Annotated in this window: 24 protein-coding genes and 5 pseudogenes; 17 read left to right on the forward strand and 12 right to left on the reverse strand. The window is 48.2% G+C overall.

What is annotated here, in order from left to right:
* The first annotated feature begins 100 nt into the window (after positions 1–100).
* The 3 genes from P6574_RS18340 to thiE all read left to right on the forward strand — a co-directional run bounded on the left by P6574_RS18340 (position 101) and on the right by thiE (position 2,643).
* Entirely contained in the window at positions 101–1,060 is a 960-nt protein-coding gene (locus tag P6574_RS18340) for a tyrosine recombinase XerC (RefSeq protein WP_310621677.1), read from the forward strand.
* A 148-nt stretch (positions 1,061–1,208) separates the two neighbouring features.
* A complete protein-coding gene (gene thiM, locus P6574_RS18345) occupies positions 1,209–2,021 on the forward strand; it encodes a hydroxyethylthiazole kinase (protein ID WP_310621678.1) in 813 nt (270 codons plus the stop codon).
* Entirely contained in the window at positions 2,005–2,643 is a 639-nt protein-coding gene (gene thiE / locus P6574_RS18350; RefSeq protein ID WP_310621679.1) for a thiamine phosphate synthase, read from the forward strand. The genes thiM and thiE overlap by 17 nt, the downstream gene beginning before the upstream one ends.
* A gap of 79 nt (positions 2,644–2,722) precedes the next feature.
* Here the strand turns inward: thiE and P6574_RS18355 are convergent, their stop codons facing one another.
* Both P6574_RS18355 and P6574_RS18360 read right to left on the reverse strand, forming a co-directional pair.
* Positions 2,723–3,370: an outer membrane protein gene (locus P6574_RS18355; RefSeq protein ID WP_310621680.1), complete on the reverse strand. Its 648-nt coding sequence runs from the start codon at positions 3,368–3,370 to the stop codon at positions 2,723–2,725.
* Positions 3,371–3,573: 203 nt separating this feature from the next.
* Complete coding sequence (locus tag P6574_RS18360) at positions 3,574–4,029, reverse strand: DUF1330 domain-containing protein (RefSeq protein WP_310621681.1); 456 nt, start codon at positions 4,027–4,029, stop codon at positions 3,574–3,576.
* A 53-nt stretch (positions 4,030–4,082) separates the two neighbouring features.
* Here P6574_RS18360 and P6574_RS18365 point away from each other — a divergent pair, with 53 nt between their 5' ends.
* Positions 4,083–4,676, forward strand: a complete 594-nt coding sequence (locus tag P6574_RS18365; protein WP_310621682.1) for a TetR/AcrR family transcriptional regulator — start codon at positions 4,083–4,085, stop codon at positions 4,674–4,676.
* Between the two features lie 111 nt (positions 4,677–4,787).
* Positions 4,788–5,459, forward strand: a complete 672-nt coding sequence (locus tag P6574_RS18370; RefSeq protein ID WP_310621683.1) for a glutathione S-transferase family protein — start codon at positions 4,788–4,790, stop codon at positions 5,457–5,459.
* Positions 5,460–5,557: 98 nt separating this feature from the next.
* Here P6574_RS18370 and P6574_RS18375 read toward each other — a convergent pair whose 3' ends face one another.
* Both P6574_RS18375 and P6574_RS18380 read right to left on the reverse strand, forming a co-directional pair.
* A complete protein-coding gene (locus tag P6574_RS18375) occupies positions 5,558–5,758 on the reverse strand; it encodes a hypothetical protein (protein ID WP_310621684.1) in 201 nt (66 codons plus the stop codon).
* A gap of 82 nt (positions 5,759–5,840) precedes the next feature.
* Entirely contained in the window at positions 5,841–6,584 is a 744-nt protein-coding gene (locus tag P6574_RS18380) for a transglutaminase-like domain-containing protein (protein ID WP_310621685.1), read from the reverse strand.
* 71 nt (positions 6,585–6,655) lie between these two features.
* Between P6574_RS18380 and P6574_RS18385 the strand changes: the two genes are divergently transcribed.
* The gene (locus P6574_RS18385) at positions 6,656–7,645 is read left to right on the forward strand and encodes a nucleoside hydrolase (RefSeq protein ID WP_310621686.1); all 990 of its coding nucleotides are present in this window, start codon (positions 6,656–6,658) and stop codon (positions 7,643–7,645) included.
* A gap of 51 nt (positions 7,646–7,696) precedes the next feature.
* The gene (locus tag P6574_RS18390) at positions 7,697–8,329 is read left to right on the forward strand and encodes a LysE family translocator (protein WP_310621687.1); all 633 of its coding nucleotides are present in this window, start codon (positions 7,697–7,699) and stop codon (positions 8,327–8,329) included.
* A gap of 68 nt (positions 8,330–8,397) precedes the next feature.
* Here the strand turns inward: P6574_RS18390 and P6574_RS18395 are convergent, their stop codons facing one another.
* Positions 8,398–8,952, reverse strand: coding sequence for a cysteine hydrolase family protein (locus tag P6574_RS18395; RefSeq protein WP_310621688.1), 555 nt, complete (start codon positions 8,950–8,952; stop codon positions 8,398–8,400).
* A gap of 96 nt (positions 8,953–9,048) precedes the next feature.
* On the opposite strand from P6574_RS18395, the gene P6574_RS18400 reads away from it, so the two are divergent.
* Positions 9,049–10,008, forward strand: coding sequence for a GlxA family transcriptional regulator (locus P6574_RS18400; RefSeq protein WP_310621689.1), 960 nt, complete (start codon positions 9,049–9,051; stop codon positions 10,006–10,008).
* A gap of 46 nt (positions 10,009–10,054) precedes the next feature.
* Here the strand turns inward: P6574_RS18400 and P6574_RS18405 are convergent, their stop codons facing one another.
* A complete protein-coding gene (locus tag P6574_RS18405; protein WP_310621690.1) occupies positions 10,055–10,552 on the reverse strand; it encodes a hypothetical protein in 498 nt (165 codons plus the stop codon).
* Positions 10,553–11,017: 465 nt separating this feature from the next.
* Here P6574_RS18405 and P6574_RS18410 point away from each other — a divergent pair, with 465 nt between their 5' ends.
* On the forward strand, positions 11,018–11,641 hold the full coding sequence (locus tag P6574_RS18410; protein ID WP_310621691.1) for an IS630 transposase-related protein: 624 nt from the start codon (positions 11,018–11,020) through the stop codon (positions 11,639–11,641).
* A complete protein-coding gene (locus P6574_RS22170; protein ID WP_405048118.1) occupies positions 11,547–11,951 on the forward strand; it encodes a transposase in 405 nt (134 codons plus the stop codon). The genes P6574_RS18410 and P6574_RS22170 overlap by 95 nt, the downstream gene beginning before the upstream one ends.
* A 66-nt stretch (positions 11,952–12,017) precedes the next feature.
* Here the strand turns inward: P6574_RS22170 and P6574_RS18415 are convergent, their stop codons facing one another.
* Positions 12,018–13,070 carry an IS5 family transposase gene (locus P6574_RS18415; RefSeq protein ID WP_310621692.1) on the reverse strand — a complete coding sequence of 351 codons (1,053 nt, stop codon included), beginning with the start codon at positions 13,068–13,070 and terminating at the stop codon, positions 12,018–12,020.
* A gap of 442 nt (positions 13,071–13,512) precedes the next feature.
* Between P6574_RS18415 and P6574_RS18420 the strand changes: the two genes are divergently transcribed.
* Positions 13,513–14,421 (forward strand): glycosyltransferase family protein, encoded by a 909-nt coding sequence (locus P6574_RS18420; RefSeq protein ID WP_310621693.1) that lies wholly within the window; start codon positions 13,513–13,515, stop codon positions 14,419–14,421.
* A gap of 517 nt (positions 14,422–14,938) precedes the next feature.
* Here the strand turns inward: P6574_RS18420 and P6574_RS18425 are convergent.
* On the reverse strand, positions 14,939–15,964 hold the full coding sequence (locus P6574_RS18425; RefSeq protein WP_310621694.1) for an IS110 family RNA-guided transposase: 1,026 nt from the start codon (positions 15,962–15,964) through the stop codon (positions 14,939–14,941).
* A gap of 129 nt (positions 15,965–16,093) precedes the next feature.
* Between P6574_RS18425 and P6574_RS18430 the strand changes: the two are divergent.
* Positions 16,094–16,201, forward strand: a pseudogene (locus tag P6574_RS18430) (transposase); the annotation flags it as partial.
* On the opposite strand, the gene P6574_RS18435 reads toward P6574_RS18430, so the two are convergent.
* A complete protein-coding gene (locus P6574_RS18435; protein WP_310621695.1) occupies positions 16,199–17,188 on the reverse strand; it encodes an IS481 family transposase in 990 nt (329 codons plus the stop codon). The pseudogene P6574_RS18430 and the gene P6574_RS18435 sit on opposite strands and share 3 nt — an antisense overlap.
* Positions 17,189–17,542: 354 nt before the next feature.
* Here P6574_RS18435 and P6574_RS18445 point away from each other — a divergent pair.
* Positions 17,543–18,639, forward strand: a protein-coding gene (locus P6574_RS18445) for an IS3 family transposase (RefSeq protein ID WP_310622193.1) whose coding sequence is annotated in 2 segments (ribosomal slippage) — positions 17,543–17,777 and positions 17,777–18,639 — 1,098 coding nt in all. Because the reading frame shifts where the segments join, the coding sequence is not laid out codon by codon here.
* Positions 18,640–18,684: 45 nt separating this feature from the next.
* Positions 18,685–19,131, forward strand: a pseudogene (locus P6574_RS18450) (IS3 family transposase); the annotation flags it as partial.
* Positions 19,132–19,276: 145 nt separating this feature from the next.
* On the opposite strand, the pseudogene P6574_RS18455 reads toward P6574_RS18450, so the two are convergent.
* From P6574_RS18455 to P6574_RS18465, 3 genes and pseudogenes are all read right to left on the reverse strand, one after another.
* A pseudogene (locus P6574_RS18455) lies at positions 19,277–19,438 on the reverse strand (transposase); the annotation flags it as partial.
* Positions 19,439–19,674: 236 nt separating this feature from the next.
* Positions 19,675–20,571 (reverse strand): DUF707 domain-containing protein, encoded by an 897-nt coding sequence (locus P6574_RS18460; protein WP_310621696.1) that lies wholly within the window; start codon positions 20,569–20,571, stop codon positions 19,675–19,677.
* Positions 20,572–20,959: 388 nt separating this feature from the next.
* Positions 20,960–21,310, reverse strand: a pseudogene (locus tag P6574_RS18465) (IS481 family transposase); the annotation flags it as partial.
* A gap of 84 nt (positions 21,311–21,394) precedes the next feature.
* Between P6574_RS18465 and P6574_RS18470 the strand changes: the two are divergent.
* The 3 genes and pseudogenes from P6574_RS18470 (at position 21,395) to P6574_RS18480 (ending at position 26,306) form a co-directional block, all read left to right on the forward strand.
* The gene (locus tag P6574_RS18470) at positions 21,395–22,372 is read left to right on the forward strand and encodes an IS481 family transposase (RefSeq protein WP_310621697.1); all 978 of its coding nucleotides are present in this window, start codon (positions 21,395–21,397) and stop codon (positions 22,370–22,372) included.
* Positions 22,373–22,448: 76 nt separating this feature from the next.
* A pseudogene (locus P6574_RS18475) lies at positions 22,449–23,206 on the forward strand (IS5 family transposase).
* Between the two features lie 550 nt (positions 23,207–23,756).
* Entirely contained in the window at positions 23,757–26,306 is a 2,550-nt protein-coding gene (locus tag P6574_RS18480; protein WP_310621698.1) for a glycosyltransferase family 2 protein, read from the forward strand.
* Positions 26,307–26,318 lie beyond the last annotated feature (12 nt).

Raw genomic sequence — 26,318 nt, forward strand, 5'->3', positions numbered from 1 at the left:
TTTATCGCAGCTCCCCCAGTCCAAACCGATAATCAGTTTGAAACAGCCATAAAAACGCGCAATAACCCTTTCAGGGCAACTAAAACATAAAGTGAACAAAATGAGCGCACCCATCGGGAATTCAGAGGACCTGCTGATTATCTGCAAGCCAGACCTTGCGAGCGCGGTTGAGGACTGGCTGTCCCATCTGGAATCCGAGCGCCGTTTATCCGAGCGCACTGTCATCGCCTATGAGCGGGACATGCGCCAGTTCATGCGGTTTATGACAGACTATCAAGGCGGACCACCAGCCATCAAGGATCTGGGGGATTTGAAGCCCCCCCAGTTCAGAGCGTTTCTAGCAAACCGGCGCCATGAAGGGGCACAAACGCGGACCTTGGCCCGCGGCCTTGCAGGCATTCGCTCGTTTCTGGGCTTTCTGGAGCGGCGCGGACAAGCCAATGCCGCCGGTGCATCTGCCATCAAAACCCCGCGCCTTCCCCGCTCCCTGCCCAAACCTTTGCCGGTGGAAGAAGCCAAAACCATCATCACCAAGGATTTGGGATTTGAAGATACACCGTGGGTAGAGGCGCGCAATGCAGCTGTTTTCACCTTACTTTACGGCTGCGGCCTGCGTATTTCCGAAGCTTTGAACCTTAACGTCAACCAAGCCCCCAAAGAGGGCCAGTCCTCCATGCGCATTCGCGGAAAAGGCAACAAGGAGCGTTTGGTGCCGGTGCTGCCGGTGGTGATTGAGGCGATTGAAGACTACAAGAGCCAGTGCCCCCATCATCTGGATGGCAACAGCCCCTTGTTTCGCGGGGTGCGCGGCGGCAAGCTCAATCCACGCCTTATTCAGCTAGCCATGCAAAAGATACGCAGCGCCTTGGGCCTGCCAGACACGGCAACCCCGCACGCCCTGCGCCACTCCTTCGCCACCCATCTGCTTTCCAACGGCAGTGACTTGCGCTCTATTCAAGAGCTATTGGGCCACTCAAGCCTTTCCAGCACCCAGATTTATACGGAAGTGAACAGCGGCCATCTGCTTGACGCCTACGACAAGGCTCACCGCAGGCGCTAGAGCACTCCAACCGCTTGCACTCCCTAACGCGCACCGCTAAACCTTACTCCTAAAACGAGAACGTTGAAGCTGGCAGAGCCTTCCGCCCTGCCAAGTTCCTCAATAGACGCGTAAAAGACAGCTTTGCCACCACACTCAAGGATTGACGATGAACCCTGCTCAAAGTGCCTGCACCACATTGAAAACTCTTCGCGAGCAAAGCCCGCTTGTTCATAACATGACCAACATTGTGGTGGCCAACACCACAGCGAACGCGCTTCTAGCACTGGGCGCATCCCCTGCCATGGTAGATGGCCCTGAAGAAGCGCCGGAACTGGCAAGTGTGGCGGGTGCACTGGTTGTAAATGTGGGTACAGTAACACCGGCACAGGCCCAGGCGATGAAACTTGCGGTAAAGGCCGCCCAACAGGCAGGTACACCGTGGGTTCTGGACCCTGTGGCCGTGGGCGCCCTTTCCTTCCGTACAAAGCTTGCAGTAGAACTTTTGGAAAGCAAGCCCACCGTCATTCGCGGTAATGCCTCCGAAATCATGGCGCTGGCCGGACAAGGCGGCGGCGGCAAAGGCGTTGACAGCACCGACAGCTCGGAAGCCGCTTTTGACAGCGCCAAGGAGCTGTCCCAGCGTACAGGCGCGGTTGTGGTTGTCTCTGGTGCGGTGGATTACATCACCGATGGTTCCCGTGTGGCCTTGGTGGAAAATGGCGATGCCATGATGCCTTATGTCACTGGCCTCGGCTGCACAGCCACCGCCCTCACTGGCGCGACCCTTGCGGTGAATGATGATCCGTTTCTTGCCGCCACCCACGCCATGCTATTCCTCGGCATCACCGGAGAGTTGGCGGCCAAAGACACCAAAGGCCCCGGTAGCCTGCAACTGGATATTATCAACGGCCTCTATCAACTTAGTGACGAGCAAATCAAAACAACTGCCCGCGTGAAGATCAATGAAGCCTCCGTTTAACCTCTCCCTCTATCTGGTTCTGGGTCCGCAGGACTGCAACGGCATTGATCCCGTAGACATTGCACTGGCAGCTGCCAACAACGGCACGACAATGGTGCAGCTGCGGGATAAGAGTGGAAGGAGCGGGGAGCAAGTCGCACTTGGAAAGCGCTTGAAAGCGGCGCTCTCACCCCTCAAAGTTCCCTTGATTATCAACGACCGCGTCGACATTGCCTTGGAAATCGGCGCAGATGGCGCTCATGTGGGGCAAAGCGATTTGCAAGCGGCCCGAGCGCGTGAGCTTCTGGGGCCGGATTTCATCCTCGGCGTCTCCGCCTCCACTAGGAAGGAATTCGAGGCAATCGACCCGAAAATCACCGACTACATCGGCCTTGGCGCATGTTTTCCAACGGGCAGCAAAGACGACGCGGAATATCTGGATCAGGACTTGTTCCGCACTCTGACCCATAACAGCAAACTCCCCGTAGTCGGCATTGGCGGCATCAATCTGGCAAATGCGGGAGAGGTGATTAAAAACGGCGCTGATGGTGTGGCTGTCATCTCAGCCATTTGCGGGACAAGTGACCCGGCTGAGGCCAGCAGAGAGCTGGCGCAGACTATCAAGGAAACAAGAGGCGTATAGTTGGCAGCATACCACCTCATAAAAAAGCCCTCGGAACCTGTGTTCCGAGGGCTTCCAACCAGCTAAAGCTGGAGTTCACTTAAAATGTGTAACGAAGACCTAGATTGAAGGTATTCTGAATGCCTGTTATGTCAACTGAATCGAAAGCTTCGGCATCATGGAGGTAGTTCAAGCTGTAATCAGCAACAACCTTCACATTCTCATGAAGATCAAAAGATACACCAGCAGCAAGTTTCAAAGCAGCATGTGTCGTTGTATCAGAAAGTGACGCTTTAGCACTCCCATTGCTAGCAGTGAACTTTGTATCAATGATACCAATACCAACACCACCACCTACAAATGGTGTGAAGCGTGTCTTGTTTTGAAAGTCATAATAAGCAACTGCCAAAATAGACCAAACATCCATCTCTTCATCTACGGAAACCCCATTGCTATTGTAAGATTCCGAGTAGGCAGGAGAATAGGATCCTTCTAAGCCTACACGCAGATTTTCACTGATGGACTTACCGACTGCGACACGACCAATGAAGCTGGTTTCATCGGCATTAAAATCTGAACTATTAGACTCTAAAGTCATTTCACCTAAGCTCACACCCGAAAGGGCTTCAACATACCAGCCGTCTTTTAGACTAAGTGGTTCCTGTTTTTGGCCAAGAGTTTCCTGCGCAAAAGCAGAGGAGGCAGAGCATAGTGAGAGCGCGGCAACAGCGAGTGCAAACTTTTTCATTTTTTTCCGAATTATTAGTGCCTGATTGATCTCGAGGAAATAGCCAAAGGTTAACAAATGGTAAACATTGACATGGCTGAAAAAGATCCGATTTCAGGCTAAAACAAAGGGATGTTGCGGCGCTGTAACAGGCACGACGTTAGGGCACACAACTCTAAGCGCCCTAACGTAAACTATTAATGGAGTAGTAACTGGCAGTACACTCACGCGCTGGCGATATAGACCTTCTGTTTTGCACAAGCCGCGGTCCTGTGAAAGAAACAGCCTTGGTAAGCTTTGTCTTCAAACAGGTCCAGAAGCGCAGTCGTTCCGGGGTAGGAACCAATGGCAATCACGTCCCAGTCCTCCTCCTCTCCAGCAAACATGTGCTCGAATGGCGCGACTAACAGAAACTTGCCCCCTGCCCTTTGCAGTGCCGGCCCGCTTACACTGGCATAGCGTTCGAAGGCTTCCTTCCCGCTGCCGGTTAATTCGCTGTCCCCAGCGTACCGAGCGGTTTCATAAAACTTGAAAAAGTTTATGAGGGTGATCGGGGCATCTTGCCCACGTTCAAGAATCTTTTCCCATTGGGTCCGTGTTGGTGCATCCCCTTTTGTTCCGTCTCCATAGTGTTGCAGCAATGTTTCAATGCGCTGTGTGTCACTGGCTATTGCACTCATAGCAATCCCTCTATAATAATTTTACATGTGTCAAATAGTGGATTTTTTTACACGTGTCAAAAATTAAAAAATCAGATCGAACCAAATCGGAAATTCTGGATGTTGCGTGGGAGGTAATCGCACGCGAAGGGGCTGCGGTTAAACTGCAGGTCATCGCCACTGAGGCAGGGGTTACCCGTCAGTCGGTTTACAATCACTTCGGTACCCGCGCCGGGCTGCTCATAGCTCTTGTGCGCCATGCCGACGAGACGTTCTGCATCTGGGAAGGCTTCACAGCCGCCATGTCAAAGGCATCAGCACTTGCAAAGCTGGAGGGATGTCTGGATGCATGGCTGGCGTTCGTGCCTAAAATACACCCTGTTGCTATGCACCTCATAGGCTCGCTGGCGAATGACAAAGACGCCGCCGCCGCGTGGAATGACCGTATGAGCGAACTGAAAAAGTTCTACCATCAACTGGTAGAAGAGCTGAAAACAGCTGGTATCCTTCGAGCTGATTTAGATAAAAAAACTGCCGTAGATCTTTTATGGAGCCTCAGCTCCATGCAAAGCTGGGACCTTCTGGTCCACCAATGCGGCTGGAACCACATTCAGGCCAATACTCAAATTAAGCAGGTCGTGTTCTCCACCCTTTTGGTTGAGAAATAAGAAGCCAAGCCACCCGCGCCTCCTGCTCTTTCCAATTCCATTAAAACCTATAGTATTGAAACCCATAGGATTCCTTTAGAGCATTTTCATAAGTCGGGACGGGGCAGACACTTGATTACCTTACATCACCTTGAAAACTCACAGAGCATTCGCATTTTGTGGCTACTGGAAGAGCTGGGCGCTGAGTATGATCTGAAGAAATACAAGCGCGACGAGACAACATCTCTAGCCCCGCAGGAGTATAAACACCTCCACTCTGTAGGAACCGCTCCCATCATCACTGAAGGGGATCTGGTCCTTCCCGAAACCAACGCCATTGTTGATTACATTCTGGACAAATACCCCAATAAAACACTCAGGCCAGAAGCTGGGACCGAAAACAGGGCGCTTTATCTCTACTGGTTCCACGCCTGTCAGGGCAGCCTCACCCCTCTCCTGCTGGACACGCTCATTTTCAATCGCATGGAAACCAAACCGCCGTTTTTCATGCGCCCAATCATCAAAGCGGTTACCTCCAAGGTCAGAGCCCTTTTTCTGGAACCACGCCTGAACGGTATGCTCGCCCACATTGAAGACCAGCTTGGCCGTACCAAGTGGATCGCGGGCAACGAACTGACTGCGGCAGACATCGTCCTTGCCTATTCTCTGGAAGTCGCCCACGTACGCCTTGGCCTTACAGACAAGTACCCCAATATCAAAGGGTATATCAGCCAAGTGAACGAACGCCCCGCCTACAAAACAGCCTTGGAAAAGGGGGGGGAATTCAACCCGCTCAGAGGGTGAAAAAACGGCATTTTTGTAACGGTAATATTAGGGCAGACAGATATCTACTGCCCTGATAAATCTGGATATTACCGCCTTATTTCACCTATTGACTTCTGTTAACGCTCAAGCGTTCTATCGGATACTACTTGCGTGCTGCGTACTATTTCTTTCTGATCATAGGCCACACTAGGCGTATGTGGGCCATGTACTTTGTGCTTACCTTGCTTTTTTTCTCGCCAAATTTGTACATAAATTGCGATGACAAACCCGAACACCGCCACTAGCACCAACAATAATGTAACCTGATTTACCGTCATACTTTTCTCCCTGAATTTTAGGGAGTATTACCTGTTTGTAAGTTGGAGTGTACGCTAGCCCCACATGTACAGTCCATCTCACTTAAGCAGGAATCTTCGGAATACGCCCGTGCCGGATGGCCCGTGTGCGGGCGTTCATCCAATGGCGGATGCCATAGGCGTAGGCTATGCGCAGAAGGGGTGAAAAGCCTTGCATATGCTCGGCGTAAAAATCATCAGGGCTGTTATAAACACCGAAGTCATTGTTAATTCCGGTCTTTTGAATGTAGGTATCGCTGCCCATCCACTCAACAGGCGGTGAGCTGAGGCAGGCTGTACCTACACCATAGGCGCAAAGGCTCGGGCTTTTTGGGGCAAACTCATTTTGCAAGGACCTCAGGAACTCCTCATCCAGAATAAAGCCCTCCAGATTGCGCCATTCCCCCTCGAACTGAACTTCCACCCACGAATGCAGAATATTGTCTGGAGCCAGACGGTAAACCAGTTCCGGCACCACACCCCGTTGCAAGGATTTGTGAATGGTAAACCCGTGCAGGCGGCAGGCAATACCCAGCCCGCGCAGCAAAGCCATAAGCAAAGTGCCTTTGGTGTTGCACTGCCCGTAGCCATCGCTCAACACATGGCTTGCGCGAATATCGTCGGAAGCGTTGTAACCGAACTTGACCTCATTACGCACAAAGTCATAGGCCGCCCCGATCCGCTCATAGATGTTAAGTGTTTTCCAGCCCCGCTCATTCAACAGTTTCTGAATGTCTTTGCATTTGAAATCCAGCAGCCTCGTTTCACTCAGATAGACGTTGTTATCTATACCCGTTTTCCTAAGCATTTTCCCCTCCAATCCTTAAGTGGGACTCACTATAATTCCTCCAGTCGTTGTAGGTTCAAGAGAGAAAACACATGCCCCAGAAAGTTATTCTCGACTGCGATCCAGGCACGGATGACGCCATCGCCATTATGCTGGCAGCGCTCAGCAAAGAGATTGATCTCATTGGTATAACGACAGTTAACGGCAATGCGCCCGTCGAGTTTTGCAGCCAAAATGCCCTGCGGGTTCTGGAGGCAATCGGCCACTCTCATACTCCCGTTTATGAGGGGCAGGCCCGCCCTCTGATCCGGCCAGACTTTCCAGTCCCTCGCGTGCAGTGCGGCCTTATTGGCAAAACCAAAGGTGTCTATTTGGATATTCCCCCAGCAACTATCCAAAAGCACGCACAAAGTGCAGTGGAGTTTCTTGTCGAGACATATAGAAGTACCAGTGACCCGATCGTGCTTGTGCCCACCGCCCCACTCACCAACATTGCCAGCGCTCTCACGCTGGAACCAAAGCTCAAAGACATGATAGCGGAAATTGTCCTTATGGGCGGCTCCCATGCCATTTGCGGGGCCACACCTGCCGCCGAGTTCAACATCTGGGTAGATCCGGAAGCCGCATCCTTGGTGTTTAACGCGGGCTTTCCAAAACTCACGGTTATTCCTCTGGATGCCACCTATAAGGCGCAGGTGTCTTTAAATGACTGCACCCGTTTTGCGTCCCTAGGCACACCCGCAGGCTTGCACGCCGCACAGCTCATAGAACAGAGAATCCAGACCTTTAACCAGATCAACGGCCCCCCTCAAGGAACCTCTTCCCCTGTCCATGACGGGCTGTGCATTGCTCACCTCATAAAACGAGAGGTGGTAACGCTAAAGCCCTGCCGGATAGATGTGGAGCTTAAGGGCGATCACACATTGGGAGCCACAATCATGGACTGGCGGGGTAAAGTACGCCCCAACTGTAACGTGGCTATTGATGCTGATAGAACTCTTTATCGGGACATTTTGGAAGACACTTTTTCCAAGGGGCCGTGCCAACACCACTTCCCCACTGCAGCTGATAAAAGCTTGTGACTATTACGTACTCATAGTAAACGAAGAGCCTTACATAAAAGGATAGCTTGCATGGGTTGGTCAGAGATCATCAGTTTCACAATCATTACGTCACTTCTGGTCATCTCCCCCGGCCCGAATGGGGTTCTCATCGCCAAAACAGTGCCCACATCCGGGCGCAGCGCCGGTTTTGCAAACATAGCAGGCTTCGTTTCAGCGTTTTACCTACATGGCCTACTGGCCGTACTGGGCATTTCAGTCATTCTGGTTCAATCCGCAACCGCCTTTACCATTGTGAAATATATTGGTGCCGCCTATTTGTGCTGGGTGGGAGCAAAGGCCCTTTATGCATCTTTCAAAGGCGCTGAACCTGCCGCTGAAACCACACCCTCCAAAAAGAAAATGACTCTTTCCAGCGCTTACTTCGAAGGCTTGCTGACCAACACACTCAACCCCAAAGTCTCCATGTTCTACCTTGCGGCATTCCCCCAGTTCATTTCAATGGGTGATGCGACAATCACCTCCTCAATCCTGCTCATCTTCATTCACTCCGTCTTGAACGCCATCTGGTTCACTTCCATGGTGCTGCTGCTGTCAAAGCTGAGCGGCGTGGCCCGCAATGGTAATTTTCAAAGATATTTGAAGGGCGTAACAGGCATGGTCTTCATCGGCTTTGGCGCAAAACTGGCAACGTTGAAGCCCTGAAATGACACAAACCCTACCCCGCTGTGCGAGGTAGGGTAAGGTCAGGTCGATGAGGAGTCATGAGCCTATTAGCCGTTTGCAGCTACGTATTCACTTGTTGTTGTAATGGTTGCGTAGGCAAAACCCAGCGCTGACATGTAGGCCTTATGGGTGTTAGCCGCAGGAATAATTTCGCCGTTGAACTCCAGATCACGAGAAGAACAAGCATCCTCAACAACCGTAACAACGTATCCATAGTCAGCTGCAGCACGCGTTGCAGCGTCAATGCACATGTGGCTCATGTCGCCAACAATGGTCACATCCGTGATGCCACGCTCATCAAGTAACTGCTTGAGGTTTGTTTCCTTAAAGGAGTTCACATGGTGCTTCAGTACTTCCAGCTCACCTGCCTGAGGCTTTGCAGTTGAGTGGAATTCAGCGCCAAAGGAGCCCGGAGCAAAGAATGGGGCATTATCCTCCACGGACTCGTGGCGAACGTGGATGACAGTCTCGCCGTTTGCACGGGCGTTTTCCAGAACACGCACAGCGTTTGCTGCAGACGCTTCAATGTTATGCAGTTCCCATTTACCACCTGGGAAATAATCGTTCTGCACATCAATTACAATAAGAGCACGTTTAGACATTTTGTTCTCCATTCGTTAAAACCGAGGATGAATATAGAAACGACTCCAAGTTACCGTGATTGGTGCATCTGACATATTTCGGGTTAAATCAGACAAATGAACTCAACTAGGCCCGTCTACCGCATTGGGATTGCCGCCTACCCCCTCGCTCAAAAGGCCGCAGTCTACGGATTGCAGGATCTGTTTGAGACAGCCAGCCGGTTCGAAGCAGAGCACACCTCGTCTCATCCACAACTGCTGTGCGACATTATCGAAGACTTCAATGCCCTTAAGCCTGAACAATACACCTACACCACAATCATTCTTCCCCCCTCACTTGACGGGGGCTCATCAGCAGAAATAGACGGGAAACTGCTAAGCTGGATTACACAACAACACGAGAAAGGAACGCTGATGTGTTCCGTATGTGCGGGTGCATTTCCATTGGCAGCCAGCGGTCTTTTAGATAACCGGCGCGCAACAACCCACTGGGCGTTGACGCAATCCTTCAAAGACCGCTTCCCCAATGTAAAACTGGATCCGGATCGCCTGATCATTGATGACGGGGACATAATTACCGCAGGAGGTGTCATGGCATGGACAGACTTGGGCTTGAAACTCATCGCGCGGTTTTTAGGACCAGCAATCATGCTAGAAACAGCCCGCTATTTTCTGATTGACCCGGGCGAGCGCGAACAAAGCTATTATAACCTGTTCTCTCCAAACCTGTCCCACGGCGACACGGCCATCCTAAAAGCCCAGCACTGGCTGCAAGCGCAGTACTCGGGTCCGCTCACCGTGCCCGAAATGGCCAGCACCGCAGGGCTGGAAGAGAGGACATTCGTGCGCCGCTTCCTAACTGCAACAGGCTTGAACCCCTCAAAGTACCTTCAAAACCTGCGCATTGCCAAAGCTCGTGAACTTTTGGAGCTCAGCCCGTCCAGCATCGAGCACATTGCAATGCAAGTGGGATATTTTGATATCTCGGCATTCAGAAAGCTCTTTCACAAAATCGTCGGCCTGACACCGCGCGATTATCGAAATAGGTTTTCTCAAGATCAAGTGAAAGACAAATAAAAAGCCGCCCCACAGATAGGCGGCTTTTTCTTCTTAAGGCCTGTGATTACTTTGAGATAATTTCGCCGGAATCTGCATCATGTGTCCAGCTGATGCCAGCGTTATTCATGAAGTTCAAATCCTCATCTGAACAATCATTTCCATACCCTTTTTTGAAGGAACAGCGGTCATTGTAGTAATGCTCCAAAGATTGAACATTTCCGCATTTCTGGGCATTGGTCATATTGGTGAGAATTTGCGTCTCCCCTGCCTCAACTTTGTCCCCCATTACACCAATATCGCAGGCAAACCGTCCATTTTCGTTTGTCACGTAAACAGTGGAGCGGAAGCTTTGCAGTGTCTTGTCACTGGTGTTTTTAAGGATGTACTGGCATTGGCACATCTCACCCTTATCTTCGAACTTGTAGGGTGCAATCAGGATCTTGCCAGAAGCTTCAGCAGGAAAGATGTCCAGCTTGGCAGCCGCATCAGCCTCTGTCTCTCCTTGCTGACAGGCAGCAAGCGCAATACAGGCACACAGAGCCAGTAATTGAAAGATTTTCATAGGTTTTCCGGAAGTTTGACAGTGAAACAAAATTATATTTTGCGCCTATGTATTGAAATCTATTTTATCATTGACCCATAGGTACGCACTAAGATTCCATATAATGGATTTATCTCACATGACAGAGAAAACTTATCTGAAGCTGAATTCTATTCATCTGCCCAGTGGAAAATCTGGGTCTTCAGCCCGTCTCATTCCCCTTAGGAATATAGTGTGCGCCAACCCTCATGAAGATAGGAAAAAATCACCGCTTAGAAGGTACAGGGTGCGGTAGCACGAGCGGTCTCCGCCTCCCCGTTTTTGAAAGCATGCCTCACTAAAGCGTATCATCGAAAAGTGGGCACCGGACAGGCATGCAGTATTTTCAGTCAGGTTAGAGTCACCGTGCTTCAGCTTGAGTCGTAGGATTCCCTTTCTGTTTTTTTTCTGATTCAATCAACCAGCCGTTTAGGGAGGTCGGTATGAATGGGAAAGCCATATTCACGAGACTTGCGGAAACGATTTATTATTCTTCTGGATACGGGGATGTCAGCAAGTGCAGCGGGACGCAGGCTAATGGTTGCTCGCTCTACAGCTACACGTTGGGCATGGATCTGGCGCAGGGAGAACCGCTGTGAAGCCCTGCCAATGGGTGGGGACCGCCGCTCCGCCTCCCTTGAAAGGTATGCATCCTTCATTGTCTCGTGTGTTCGCTCCCAACCGGATATCTTTTTACATGAGCTCGTGAATATCTTAGCGGCCAAAGGGGTTTCAGCCTCACAAAGTGCCCTGAGCAACTTGCTGTCCCGGCACGGCTTAACGCGAAAAAAGACACTTATTGCCAAAGAGCGAACTCGTGAAGATATCACGAAGGCCCGCGAAGAGTGGCAGGGTGCAATGAAACCTCTTGACTTGGGATCGCTGGTTTTCATTGATGAAAGCGGCTTTGATACAAAAATGACCCGCTTGCAGGGACGGTCGACACGCGGGCAACCCTGTTTCGGATCCGTGCCCTATGGGCATTGGCAGAACAACAGTTTTATCGCCGGCTTGGGTAAAGCAGGCCCTTGTCCCAACTCTCAAAGCGGGAGATATTGTCATCTGCGATAACTTAAATGTTCACAAAAACGCTGAAGCACGAAACGCTATTGAGGCCAAAGGCGCACAACTGCGCTTCCTGCCCGCATACTCTCCAGACTTCAACCCGATTGAAATGCTTTTTGCCAAAATTAAAGCGTTGGTCAGAAGTGCCGAAGCGCCGTGCTTCGACACTCTATGTAAAGCCATTCAAGAGGCGCTGAGCCAAGTCACACAGGATGAATGCACAAACTATAGGGCTCCTCTGAAAAACAGTTTTTCTAGAATTTTTGCACGACTAAAGAACGCCCGCTCTTTTCCAAGGGCCGGCCATTCGCGTTGAGCTTTCCCGTTGCGGGGGTGTACAGGGTGTTTCTTCAGGGAACAGGCAGCTATTGCTGCCGTGGTCCTAGGATGTAGCGCGAGAATAGGCAGTATTTTGCTCAAGCTGTACCAGACGTCGCATGTTATAGCTCAGGTTTTTCAGTCCAATATGGGCTTTGGCCCTGATCAAGCCGATGGATCGAACCAGTGTCCCGCCCATGTCATTGCTTTGTGCGCCAAAGACATGCTCAACACGAACTCTGACCGATGAGCGGGTTTTATTGCCCTGCTGCTGCCTTTTGTTCAGCGGCTTGTTGCGCTTGCCTTTGCGGTGTATCTGGCTTTTCAAGCCTTTGTCTGCCAGCTTTTGCTCAACCTCAGCTGAGCGGTAGGCGCTGTCAGCCCACACTTGCGAAGAGGTATTATTCTCATCCAGAAGCGCGTCCAGAGTTTGGCTATCATGCAGCGCTGCATCGCTCACCTCGTACCGACGCACCAACTTATGTCGACGATCAATGTTTATGTGGTTCTTGTAGCCAAAATGGTTTTGGCCTCGCTTTTTCGTCCAGCGGGCATCCGTATCTTTTTGGCGAAGCTTAGAGGTTTTGTCGGCCCAGTCCTTGGGAGTTTCTCCAGACTTGATCGTTGCGTTTTCCTCCCGCAGGTTGCGCTGCTTTGGGACTGGAACGATTGAAGCATCAATAATCTGGCCGCCCATGGCCAGATACCCTTGCCCTTTCAAGTAGCTATCAAAATCATCGAACAACGCCTGGATGGCACCCGCCTGAGCCAGCTGCTCTCGGTACATCCAAATGGTTTTGGCGTCGGGAACACGATCCTCTAGTCCCAACCCTAAAAAGCGGATGAATGACAAGCGATCACGCAGCTGATATTCAGCCTGATCATCCGACAGGTTATACAGGGCACACAAGATGATCGCCTTGAACATTAAGACCGCATCCCAGGGTTTGCGCCCCGCTTTGGACTTGCGACCATCTGAGCGCTGACGCCAGATGCTTTCAAGCCGAGCGCGAAAACTCTCCCATGGAATGACTGTATCGATCTTTGCCAGCGGATCATTGCTTGCGTCGAGATCCTTATAGCGAGTGGCAATATCAAAAAATCCAAGCTGCCCCATGAACCCTCAAATTCGTCGTTTCAAGTCATTGACTATACAACAAAAAAGCAGAATTGGAATTTTTAGAGGTGCCCTATATAACTCACGCTGGATATGGCTCAGCTTGATGGCTGATGACTCTAGACACTTTTAAGTTGCACTATAAACTACAATAAATCCGGAGGTATAACTCTACTGCTAAACTCCACCACAAATGAGGAGGACTATACTTGCCCAAACATTTCTCCCCCCCTCAGTTTGATGCGCCATAGGAAAATGTGATATAATTAAATACGGCTGTTAACTGGAAACAATGGCTAAGTTTATTACTAATTTCGGATAAGAAGAAACCTTTGCATATAAAAAAAAAATTCCTAAATGGCTACAAACACCTAGATCGATACCAACTTGTGATTTGTATTTCTTAAATGCATGCCAGGACCTTGTGGGACCATCAGGTCTTATGTCACGAAAACCAATAATTCGAATTGGTGCTAATACATTTTGCACCAAACATTATAATATCATACTGCGGCGTGACACCGAGTCTATTATTAACGCAGTGTTGCGAGATAAGAAACGCAAGCTTGTTTATCTCATTGATGACGATATTGAAGGCGGTATGGAGGACCGAGCATTACCTCAAACTTATAGGAAAGAATTAAGACGGTTTCATAAAAAACAGCACTCGCAGTTGGTCAATCAAGCTGATGAACTGCTGGTTTCCAGTGAATACCTTCAGAAAAAATTTAAAAACAAGAAAAAGGTTACTCTTCTTCGCCCTTATTGGTCGGAGCCTCTATCAGGTGTTGCTCACTTTGAAAACTTGAAAGAAAAGAAGTGTCCCGTACGCATCGCTGCTCTTGGCTCTTTTACGCATCAAGCGGATCATCATTTTGTTGATCAAGTATTATTGAAGGTTATACCCCATACGAAAAATATTGAAGTCATTCTTGCCCATTCTAACATGCGTGATAGTAGCTTGGCGAACCACAAGAACGTGAATTTGCTGCCGAGTATGCCTTGGAGCGAATATAGAAAGACTTTACCGCATATAAAAGCGCATATATGTCTCTATCCCTTACTAAACAATAACTTTAATAAGGGTCGCTCACCAAATAAACTCATTGAACATGCGGTTGCGGGAGGCGTCAGCCTTTGTACTGACGATTGGCAATACGCGAAGCATATTCAAAATGGTCAGAATGGTTTTACTTGTGCTCGTGATTCCAGTGCATGGGCAGAGTTAATTCTCAATCTTATTGATAAACCTACATATCTAACAGTAGCGTTCAATCAGTTCCTCAAGGAGGCAATATGCCTAAACAACAAACAGGAACAAAGAGAAATATGGTGTAGGTTGCTATTTTAACATACTTAGCTGTTTAGTCCCGCGAGGAGATGGAAACAGTTTAACATTGACTTCATCCTTTCGGGAGGAATTATGGGACAGGTATTACACGCCAGCGCACGACTACTCACGCAGTTCGATCAGCCATCCAAAAATCGGATGCTACAATCAACGAGTTGCGCCTGCTCTTTAACGTCAATCCGAAAACGGAGATGAAGAGGAAACTGGACTTACCCCGTAAAAGTGGAGGCACTTCTTCTGTGGTTGCCGCCCGTAATGCAAGAAGTTTTTCCTGTTCAGACAAGTGATCGAGTGCAGTCTTCTGTCAGGCCTTTGTTTGCAGCACTTCCAAAAGCTGCTGGCCGGTATGGTGATCTGCGGAACGTTTCCAAATCTGTTAAGCGAGCTGTTATACTCTTAGAAGTGCACTGGTTTTCACGGTCCGGATCTGTTCGATCATTTTGCCCATTCAGGTCATCGGCTTCTTACACTTCCCGTCAAGCGCCGCTGGCGATTGGCATGATGTGCACTAAGCACATTATGCAGCCTTCAGCGACGGGTCTCTGAAGGTTTCCTTTTTTGTTACCATTGCCCAGATCTGTCGTGCCATCTTATTGGCTAGTGCAATCGCCACCAGCAACCTTGGCTTGCGTGCTGCCAGTCGAGCGAGCCAGGAGCCTTGCTTGATTGACTTACGCCCCAACCAGTTCAGCCGCGACATTGCCCCAACGATGAGAAGGCGCCGTATGTCGGCTTGCCCAGCTTTAGAGACACGACCTAATCGTTCCTTACCCCCTGATGAGAACTGGCGGGGCACCAACCCCAACCAGGCCGCAAAGTCTCGACCACACCGAAAAGACTTCATATCAGGAGCAAAGCTTTCCACCGCAAGAGCAGTTATTGGACCAATCCCCGGCATCGTCTGCAGACGACGTGAAGTCTCTGTACGCGCCGCCAGTTGCTTTGCCTTTTGCGTTTTGGCCTCAATCCGCTTTGTTTTTTCTTCGATCTGTACAAGCAGATCATGGCATTCCTCGCTCACGCAGGCGGGAAGACGACACCCCTCATCTTCAAGGAGCGCCTTAATGTGCTTGATCTGACCGATCCCCGTGGTAACGATATGACCGAATTCATAAAGAACGGCTCTAAGCGCATTCACAAGCTCTGTGCGCTGATGAACCAAGCGTTCGCGCGCACGGAACAGGACCGCTCTGGCCTGCTGTTGTTCCGTCTTGGGCTCGACAAAACGCATTTCTGGGCGTTGTGCCGCAATTACAATCGCTTCGGCATCATTGACGTCATTCTTCTGACGTTTGACAAAGGGCTTAACATAGCGCGGGGCAATCAACTTCACCTGATGGCCCAACGTGCTTAATTCGCGCGCCCACCAAGAAGCGCTCCCGCAGGCTTCCATCACAACAACAGCCGGTTCTTGCCTGTCCATAAACTTGAGAAACTGACTTCTTGCCAATTTCTTACGAAACAGCAATTCTCCATTCATTAAAGTCCCGTGAAGGCAAAAGACATTCTTTGCCAGGTCCACGCCAATCATAATGGTCTTCATATTGCTGTCCTCTCTGCTTGGATCTTAAAGATCGTCATCCTGACACATTGCAATGTCGTCTGGGGAGGGCGGCAACCATCCCATCTGTTAAAGTAGCAACAGGAGGGTCGCATGAAGCGATAGGGGCAAAAGAATTATACAGATGAGTTCAAACCGGAAGCTGTACGTTTGGTAGTGAGTAGTGGACGAAAGGTTGCAGAGATTGCCGACGAGCTTGGTGTCCCACGCTCTACGTTAGATGTTTAGTCCCACAAGGAGATGGTCTGGTTGTTTTATGAACCTACCGGGCTCTTTTGTCCATTGTTTGGTGATGTACTCAAAGGGCGTTTGTCCTTTGAGAGCCTTGAGGCGCTTGGCAAAGTTATAAGCCTGTATGAACGTTTCCAGATGAGTGCGGAGTTCGCTGTGTGTCTGGTAATAATAGCGCCGGACAGAGGCCTCTTTGAGGGTGCGGTTCATGCGTTCGACCTGACCATTCGTCCAGGGGTGAGCTGGTTTTGTTAGCTGATGATCGATATGGTTTTGGGCGCAAGCCAGAACAAAGCCATGGCAGCGAAATGGCTGGTCAGTAGCGAGCATATGCGTAATGTCCTTAGCGTTCCAGCTGTCGCCTTTGGGATCGGTAAAATGGGTGCCCTTGTATGTCAGAACGGTGTGGATTTTATAGGGGACTGCCTTGATGAGGCTACGTAGGAAGTCTCCAGCAACCCTTCTGGTCGCTTTTTCATGCAGCTGCACAAAGGTAAATTTAGATGTGCGATCAATGGCCACAAACAGATACAGTTTGCCTTCTGCAGTTCGTACTTCCGCGATATCAATGTGAAAATAGCCGATCGGATAAGCTTTGAAACGTTTCTTATCCTTATCCTTATCTGGAGCTGGAAGACGCGAGATTGCGTGACGCTGGAATAGACGGTGGAGGGATGAGCGGGTCAACTTCGGGATCGTTTCCTGCAGAGCATAAAGGCAGTCATCAAGCGCTAACAAAGAGTGCTTGCGAAAAGCGACACATGCAGCCTCTTCCGCCAGAGTAAGGACTGTAGAGCGTGGATTTTCCCGTCCCGTGGGTTGATCTTCTACGCTGGTCCGTTTCTTCCACTTCATCACCGTTTTAGGGTTGATGTTATAACGGATGCTTAATTCCTTGATTGTAGCATCCGATTTTTGGATGGCCGATCGAACCGCGTGAGTAGTCGTGGCGCTACCGTGTAATACCTGTCCCATAGCCCCTCCTTACAAGATGACATCAATAATAAACTGATTCCATCTCCTTGCGGGACTATACATCTAAACCACTGGAGCCGCGAGTATCGGGATCAGGATCTGCTATCGGGGCCGCATGATGATGTTGAGAAAGAACTTGCTCGCCTACGTAAGGAAGTCACGCTTCTTCGTCAGGAAAGGGAGTTACCAAAAAAGCGGCAGCGTTCTTCGCCAAGGAAACAAGTCTTTGAAAATTCAATTCATTGATGCACAGAGCGTTTCCTATCCTTGAGCCTCCCCCAAAGAAGTGCTCCACGTTTATGATTAGGAAAACGGAGGACTCGATATGGGAATCAAGAGACCAAACCAGAAGAGATTGTCGTTAAACTGCGGCAAGTTGAAGTCCTGATGGGGCAAGGAATGGCGCGCTTGGATGCGATCCGCCAGATCGGCGTTACCGAGCAAACCTATTACCGTTGGAAGAAGCAGTATGGCGGAATGGGTACGGAGCAACTCAAGGAACTGAAGCGGCTGCAGAAAGAAAATGAACGTTTGCGCCGTGCGGTCTCTGATCTGACATTGGACAAGCTGATCCTTACGGAGGCTGCAAAGGGAAACTTCTGAGCCCTGCTCGTCGCAGAGCCTGCATTAACCATATACGCAGTCAGGTGAAGGTTTCCGAGCGGCGTGTTTGTCGTGTTCTTGGTCAGCATCGCTCCACACAGCGTCGCTTCCCCAAAGGGCGAGCGGATGAAGATCAGCTGGTTGCAGATATGATTGAGCTGGCACGCCAATATGGCCGTTACGGTTACCGTCGCATTGCCGCTTTGCTCCGAGAGGCTGGATGGCAAGTGAACGATAAACGTGTTGAACGTCTGTGGCGACGAGAGGGGCTGAAAGTTCCCATGAAGCAACCGAAACAGGGGCGGCTCTGGCTCAATGATGGGTCTTGCATACGTCTCCGGCCACAGTATCGCAATCACGTGTGGTCCTATGACTTTGTCCATCATCGCACTGATGATGGCAGGGCATTCAGAACGTTGAATATTTTGGATGAGTATACGCGTGAATGCCTTGCTATTCGGGTGAAGCGAAAGCTGAATGCGAGCGAAGTCATCGATGCGCTGACGGACCTGTTTATCCTGCGCGGCATACCTGCCTATATTCGTTCAGATAACGGCCCGGAGCTCGTGGCGGAGGCGGTTCAAAAGTGGATCAAAGCCGCCGGAGCCCAAACAGCCTACATTGAGCCAGGCTCGCCATGGGAAAACGGATATTGCGAGAGTTTCAATGGGCGAATGCGTGATGAATTATTGAACGGAGAAATCTTCTACTCCCTACGTGAAGCCCAAATAATCATAGAAAGCTGGAGGAAACACTACAATACCAAACGACCGCATAGTGCTCTGGGCTACCGCCCACCAGTTCCGGAAGTCATTATTCCGATAGACCAAAGGCCAACCATGCACTAACTTTCAAAGCGGACCACTCAATAGGGGCTGCTCAAGTGCTTTACGCCCAACACCGTTTGGCTCGCTGACATCACGTATTGCGCTACTGAAGAAGGCTGGCTGTACATGGCCGCCATCAAGGATATGGCAACACGGGAGATTGTTGGCTGGGCTATGGACCGGCACATGAAAGCCAGTCTTTGCTGTGATGCGCTGATGATGGCTTTGGCAAGGCGGGGATCAGTGGCGGGCCTTATCCACCATTCGGATCGCGGGTCGCAATATTGCTCCGAAGAATATCGCAAAATCCTGTACACCGCTGACGTCAAACAACCCATGAGCCGCAAAGGCCAGTGCTTGGACAACGCACCCATGGAAAGGCTCGATACCTCCTTGAAAAAGGAGTTGGTCCACCACACAATATTCGTCACAAGAAAACAGGCGAAGGCCGCGATCTCCGAATATATTGAGATATTTTACAACCGCCAACGCCGTCATTCGGCTATCGGGTATCGGGTATCGGGTACAATACGCCTTGTCAGGCATTTGAACAAAGGACTTGGAAAATGGCTGCATAAACGGTTTAATCAAACTGTCCGGAAACTGGGACGAACTCCATTGCATTACTGTCATTCGACACGGACAGGGTCAACTCCTACAGCCCTGCTTGGCTCCACCGACGAAACCGTTGGTACACACTGATCCATTTCCCAAACTCTTCGGGCAAATCGCGCCACTGTGCACCAGTTCTGGCAATCCAAAAGATCCCGTCAAGAACACGGCGATGGTCCTTCGGTTTACGACCACCTCGTCCCCGTATGGCAGCGACAAACTGCTCAAAAAACGTCTATTCATCATCACTCATCAAGTCCGTACCAAGGTAACCTCTCAAAAAATTACCCTGAATCACAAATTATTGGGTTTGTGAATCCTATTTGTAAACAGGACCTAAACAATAGACTAAAGCAATGAACTGTTTCAATAAAACGTCTCACTGCTTTAGTATTGAGTCAGGATATGAAGAATTTACTTTAGCATAATATGTATTTGGTAATTCTAACTGAATAAAGAAAAGTTGCGTTGTATCTGAGAAAGGGAACTATAATCAAATGTAGATACATTTGATCGGCCCACGTACTGATATGCAATCGAGTGTAAGATATGGAGTGAGTTCATAGGTGGATTACTACAACTTTTCGATATCTCAAGAAGCCCTTTTAATAATTCCAAGGTGAGACGTGGACCTTTGTTCAATACAAGACCTTCCTTTAGCAACCCAGACTGAACTCTCAGAATTGGCCTTCGTATAGATAGCTCTTTAAAAGTTCGTTCGCGTTCTGCCATCATATCGACACCAGCCTTGGACATATTACCTTTGAGATTAGTTTGCCTTGGTCGGTAATGCCCCATCGGTACTTCATCTATTATAGCAACGTCCCTCAGTGGGTCCCTTGCCAATTGGTGCCAAATAAAGTCCATGCCCTGCGCAAAGTGCCTATTTGCAAAGACAGGCAGGACCTGAAGCAGCAAATCCCTATGGATAATAGGCATCATTAACTCAACAAAATTAGTTCTACGAAAACGAAACCGAGGATTTGCTAGGGTAATACGATATGCATAATAACTATCCGACTTCAACGCAGGCTGCGCCAACTGAAACCTTTCTCGAAAAACAATCTTCAAAAACCGCTCTACATCCTCAGACGTCGTTTCAATATCATCATCTGGAAACCAAAAGTACTCGAACTTATCAAGCAGTTCAGGATAGCTCTTGAAAAAGTCATAAATACCAGACCATTTGCCGCCGACAAAGTGATGAGAGTACTCCCTCTCTTCTCTACTGGGCGTCAAAAAAGTAGATTTACACAATGTAGCAGGGAAATCACAACAAAGATTCACCCCTCCCTTATGCATCGGTACACGTTGAAGAATGAACCACTCCAAATTATACATTATATGCCTTGGATTGCAGAGTTTTCATCAATTTATCTTCAACCTATCACCCTTCAAAGTCACTTACCCACAATCGTACTCATCTCAAATGATCTTGAAAATTACTTATAAGTGATACTAGAAATTTATGAAAAGGACACATGGGTAGGTGCCCAACCCACTCGGCATCAGATTTTCAATTACCAATCGCATTCGTGAAATCACAAAGTGTTAGTGAGACTGAGGCTGCCTGAAGTGTCCTATAGAATATAGACAGGTGGTATAAGTGAGTTTGGTTCCTCGGTAGCGCTAAATTGTAGAACTTCAGACTTGGTCTGACAGGCAACGGCTTTTGTGGTGCCTGTCGGTTTAAGTTCAGCTCAGATTCTTTTCCTATCAAACCACTTTACCATAAATCAAGCTCATTTTGCAGTTGATCAATACTCTCAAAAATAGTTTTGCGAAATGCGATAGCATGAAACTCCTGCAAGATTGTCTTGTGAAAGCGTTCGCAAATACCGTTCGTTTGAAGTGACTTTGCCTTGATTTTGGTGTGGTCAATATCGTTCATGGCCAGATAAAGTTGGTAATCGTGGCTTTCTGCTTTGCTGCAGTATTCCGTGCCCCGACTCGTCAAGATCCGTAATAGTAGCAGACTTTGAGAGGCAAAGAGGGGCAGAACCTGATCGCTCAACAAATCCACAGTAGTGATTGGGGTTTTGGTCGTGTAAAGTTTGGCACGAGCCACCTTAGAACAGGTAAGGTAATCCTGTATAGTCCCGCAGAGAGATGGAATCAGTTTATCATTGAGGTCATCTTGTAAGGAGAGGCTATGTAGCAAGTATTGCACGGCAGCGCCACGACTACTCACGCGGTTCAATCGGCCATCCAAAAATCGGATGCTACAATCAAGGAATTAAGCATCCGTTATAACATCAACCCTAAAACGGTGATGAAGTGGAAGAAACGGACCAGCGTAGAAGATCAACCCACGGGACGGGAAAATCCACGCTCTACAGTCCTTACTCTGGCGGAAGAGGCTGCATGTGTCGCTTTTCGCAAGCACTCTTTGTTAGCGCTTGATGACTGCCTTTATGCTCTGCAGGAAACGATCCCGAAGTTGACCCGCTCATCCCTCCACCGTCTATTCCAGCGTCACGCAATCTCGCGTCTTCCAGCTCCAGATAAGGATAAGGATAAGAAACGTTTCAAAGCTTATCCGATCGGCTATTTTCACATTGATATCGCGGAAGTACGAACTGCAGAAGGCAAACTGTATCTGTTTGTGGCCATTGATCGCACATCTAAATTTACCTTTGTGCAGCTGCATGAAAAAGCGACCAGAAGGGTTGCTGGAGACTTCCTACGTAGCCTCATCAAGGCAGTCCCCTATAAAATCCACACCGTTCTGACATACAAGGGCACCCATTTTACCGATCCCAAAGGCGACAGCTGGAACGCTAAGGACATTACGCATATGCTCGCTACTGACCAGCCATTTCGCTGCCATGGCTTTGTTCTGGCTTGCGCCCAAAACCATATCGATCATCAGCTAACAAAACCAGCTCACCCCTGGACGAATGGTCAGGTCGAACGCATGAACCGCACCCTCAAAGAGGCCTCTGTCCGGCGCTATTATTACCAGACACACAGCGAACTCCGCACTCATCTGGAAACGTTCATACAGGCTTATAACTTTGCCAAGCGCCTCAAGGCTCTCAAAGGACAAACGCCCTTTGAGTACATCACCAAGCAATGGACAAAAGAGCCCGGTAGGTTCATAAAACAGCCAGACCATCTCCTTGTGGGACTAAACATCTAGAATTAGGCTCCGGACCCATAAAAGTATTTGTCATTTAAACTGAGTTATGATTCAAGCTCTCCAACAGGAGAGAATAATGCCGTGTTCCCATTTTTGGCTTTCACAAGACCAGTTTGATCAAATAAAACCATACCTTCCTACCAACACACGGGGTAAAGCTCGGGTGGATGATCGCCGCGTAATCAGTGGTATTATTCATGTTCTCAAATCCGGATGTCGTTGGGTTGATGCTCCTGAAATTTATGGCCCCAGAAAGACGCTCTATAACAGGTTTGTTCGTTGGGCGGCGAAAGGCGTGTGGGAATCACTGTTTACGGCTTTAGCAGCGGCAGACGGACCTCCCGCCCATATCATGATCGATAGCACAGCAGTGAAAGCACACCGCTGTTCTTCAGGCGGTAAAGGGGGGCGAAAACTCAGGCCATAGGCCGTTCACGCGGTGGCCGGACAACAAAAATCCATGCTTTAACGGATGCAGCATGCCGCCCCCTCAGGTTTCTACTGACAGGCGGCCAAGTGGCTGACTGCTTTGCGGCAAAGCTGTTGTTGGAAAAACTGCCTGAGTGCCGTATGCTACACGCTGATAAAGCCTATGACAGTGATGCTTTACGCAAGTAAATCGAAGAACAAGGCGCTGTACCCAACATCCCGCCAAAAGCCAATCGAAAGTGGAAAAACTGCTTTTCACCAACCCTTTACAAGGATCGCAATGCCATTGAACGGATGTTTTGTAGGATCAAGGATTTCCGCAGGATCGCAACTAGATATGATCGAAGCGCAAAGAACTTTCTTTCCGCGCTCAGTCTAGTCGCCGCTATCTGTTACTGGTTATGAGTCTGGACCCTAGTGGAAACAGCTTCAGGTAAGTTGGTAGTGTCAACAAACATTCGCACTTTTTGTTTTCAAGTAACGGCTCCGGTTTGATCCTCTATGTTTTCAAAGAGTGGCTTCATGTTCATATAGCGCTACGTCGCCCAAGTGGTTCCAGCTATGTGTCTTAACCTTGTAGCTGCAAGGTCAAGCGATGCCCGATCCATCAATACCCCCTCAGTCGTCAGGATAATTGAATCAGAATACCTGCGAAAACTCCAGAGTTAATAGAGGTCCTCAGCTTCGATGAAAACGAGTAACAAATAAACTTCATATCATAGAAAGAAATGTATATAGAGTTGCTCACTGTAAATATTAATTTAGGTACAAAATATTCTAGACCCTACATAATCGAAAGGGATCTCAAAGAAATAAACGCTGATTCTCGGAGAAAGTATGCAAGAGTGATATTTTGTGACATTGGGGGCAGAATAACATCTCTAAGCATCACTATTTGAACAGCACTATAATTGAAGATTCCTTGGTTAACGTACCTATATAATGAGGAAAGTTTGTGGCTAGGCAAGCGCTTATACGTCGATTCGTTTCAAATACTGTACTTAGTATTTTTAGGCGAAGATCATTTTCAATTTTGGAACAGAAGTTTCACCCTGAGAGTTTTCATTTCGGTATTGAACGCTGCAGCATAAACTCATTGACATATATAAATGGCTGGGCTTTTTTCCTTGATAGTCAGATCATATCTGTTGACCTTGTTCCACTTTATAAAGGTGAGGAAGATATCGATCATATAGTTAGATTGGATAAGCTTGAAAGACGTGATGACATTGGTGAGCATTTCAATAACGCATATGCATCTTTATCTGGTTTTAGGTTTATTCTAGAGGACCATGGGCAACAACAGATAAATGTAGAGATATGCTTTCACTCGAGTGCTGGGCAATCAAGCAGAATCCGACTTAGATTGTACCGTGACCCATTCCTAACTCCAAAAGCAATATTTGCAAATACGCAAATAATTTCAATAAAGAATCTTAAATCAGCAACAAAAATGCTATTCATGGGTAACTGGAAAGGTATTCGAAAGTATATCTTAGAACAGGCATTTAGTGAAAAAGGCGAAGAGTTACTTAGTTTAGACAGGATCGCTGAGGTCGAGCTATCTTCTCATAATAATTGCAATACTGTCGCCATTATAGTCCCCATCTATAACGGATCCCAATACTTAGAAAAATTATTCGAGAGCTTGCATAAAAACACAGTTGGAAAGTTCAAACTTATCGTCATTAATGATGGAAGTTCTGACCCGCTTGTGAGTAAAATTCTTAATCTCCACTTAAAAAATTTTGAAGATTGCAAATTTATTGATCGGTATGAGAACCGTGGCTTTGTATCGACTGTGAATGAAGCTAGCAAATATGCGGATGGTGACTTTATTGTACTAAATACCGACGTTGTTGTTCCACCGAATTGGCTTGAGCGTTTGATGGCGCCATTATACAACGATGCAAGAGTTGCAAGCATTACACCGTTTTCAAACTCCGCTACAATTTTGAGCTTTCCCGATTTTCCTAAAGACAGTGAAATGTACAATGGTTACTCAGTTAAGGAGATTGACGAAGCGTTTCAAAAAATCGGGTTTGCTAAATCTCCTGATGAAATTCCAACAGGCGTCGGATTTTGTATGGCCATAAATGGTCGTGTATGGCGCACAATTGGAGGTTTTGATGAAGAAACTTTTGGCTTGGGTTATGGTGAGGAAAATGACTGGTGTCAGCGCGCTATTGCTCATGGTTACAGAAATGTAATCGCTAGAAATCTATTTGTTCAGCATGACCATGGCGGCTCATTTGGCCCCAAGAAAAAAGCCCTACTATTAAAGCAAAACCTAATTAAGCTTAATGCTAAGCACTCTGGGTACGACAATTCAGTCAAAGAGTTTATTGCCCAGGATTCTTTAAAAGTTTATCGCGCAATTGCCAAATATCTGCTGGACTTTAGAGAGAACAATCTAACACTAATAGTGGACCACAATGTTGGTGGAGGAGCTAATGTATTCCGAGAGAAACTTATTTCTGATCTCATAGCCAGTAACGGTGCGGTTGCGCTTGTATACCCAGCAAACAAACAGGACAAAGTTATCATTGAATTGTTGACGAGTGTAAGCGACAAGAATATATTTACTGTCAGTCTTCAAAATTTTTTATATGTATTTAGTAGCGTTTTGGAGCCTAAGAAAATATTCTTTAATAACGCCTATAGTTATTCTGACCCACTCAAAATTGCAAAAATATTAGGAGAGTTACAGAGCAGAAGCGGTGCTGATTTTTCAGTGGCTTATCATGATTTCTATACTTTATGCCCATCTCAAACATTAATTGGGCATGATGGGCGGTTTTGTGACCTTCCCGCGCAATCGGTTTGCCACAAATGCATTCCTAAAAATATATATGCTAACAACCCTCAGCATAATGCAATTAATAAATGGCGAGATATATGGGGGCATCTCCTACGTAAAGCGTCCAAGATCACTTGCTATTCTAATGATAGCCGGGAGCACCTTCTCTCAATTTTCCCAGAGCTGTCTGATGCAGTTGTCGTTCAGCCTCATAAGTTACCCGCAAAATTCAATAAAATACCAAAAGTTATGGTAACCGGTCAGCTCACAATTGGTGTAATCGGGGCTATTGGATACCAAAAAGGCAGCGAGGTAGTGAAAGGCCTAGTTGATTATATTCAGAAAAATGAGATCAACGCTGAGATAGTAGTTCTGGGTGTTTTAAACGGTGGGAAAGCCAGTCGTGCCTTAAGAATACATGGAAGGTATAAAACCGAAGATCTACCAGATCTTGTTGAAAAATATAGCGTTGATGTTTGCCTTATGCCTTCCATATGGCCTGAAACCTTTTCTTATGTCACAGAAGAAATTATGACAATGAAGATGCCAATCGTAGCCTTTGATATTGGGGCGCCTGCGGAAAGGGTAAAGAGTTACCACAAGGGGCGGCTGCTAAGTTTGTCACATGCTAACGAGTACGGTATGATTTTTGATACTATAAAGGGCGCTCATATGACGCTAGTAAACACAAAGGGTAAACACTAATGTCTAGGCGCG

It is taken from the genome of Pseudovibrio sp. M1P-2-3 (genome assembly GCF_031501865.1).
GTDB lineage: Bacteria > Pseudomonadota > Alphaproteobacteria > Rhizobiales > Stappiaceae > Pseudovibrio > Pseudovibrio corallicola.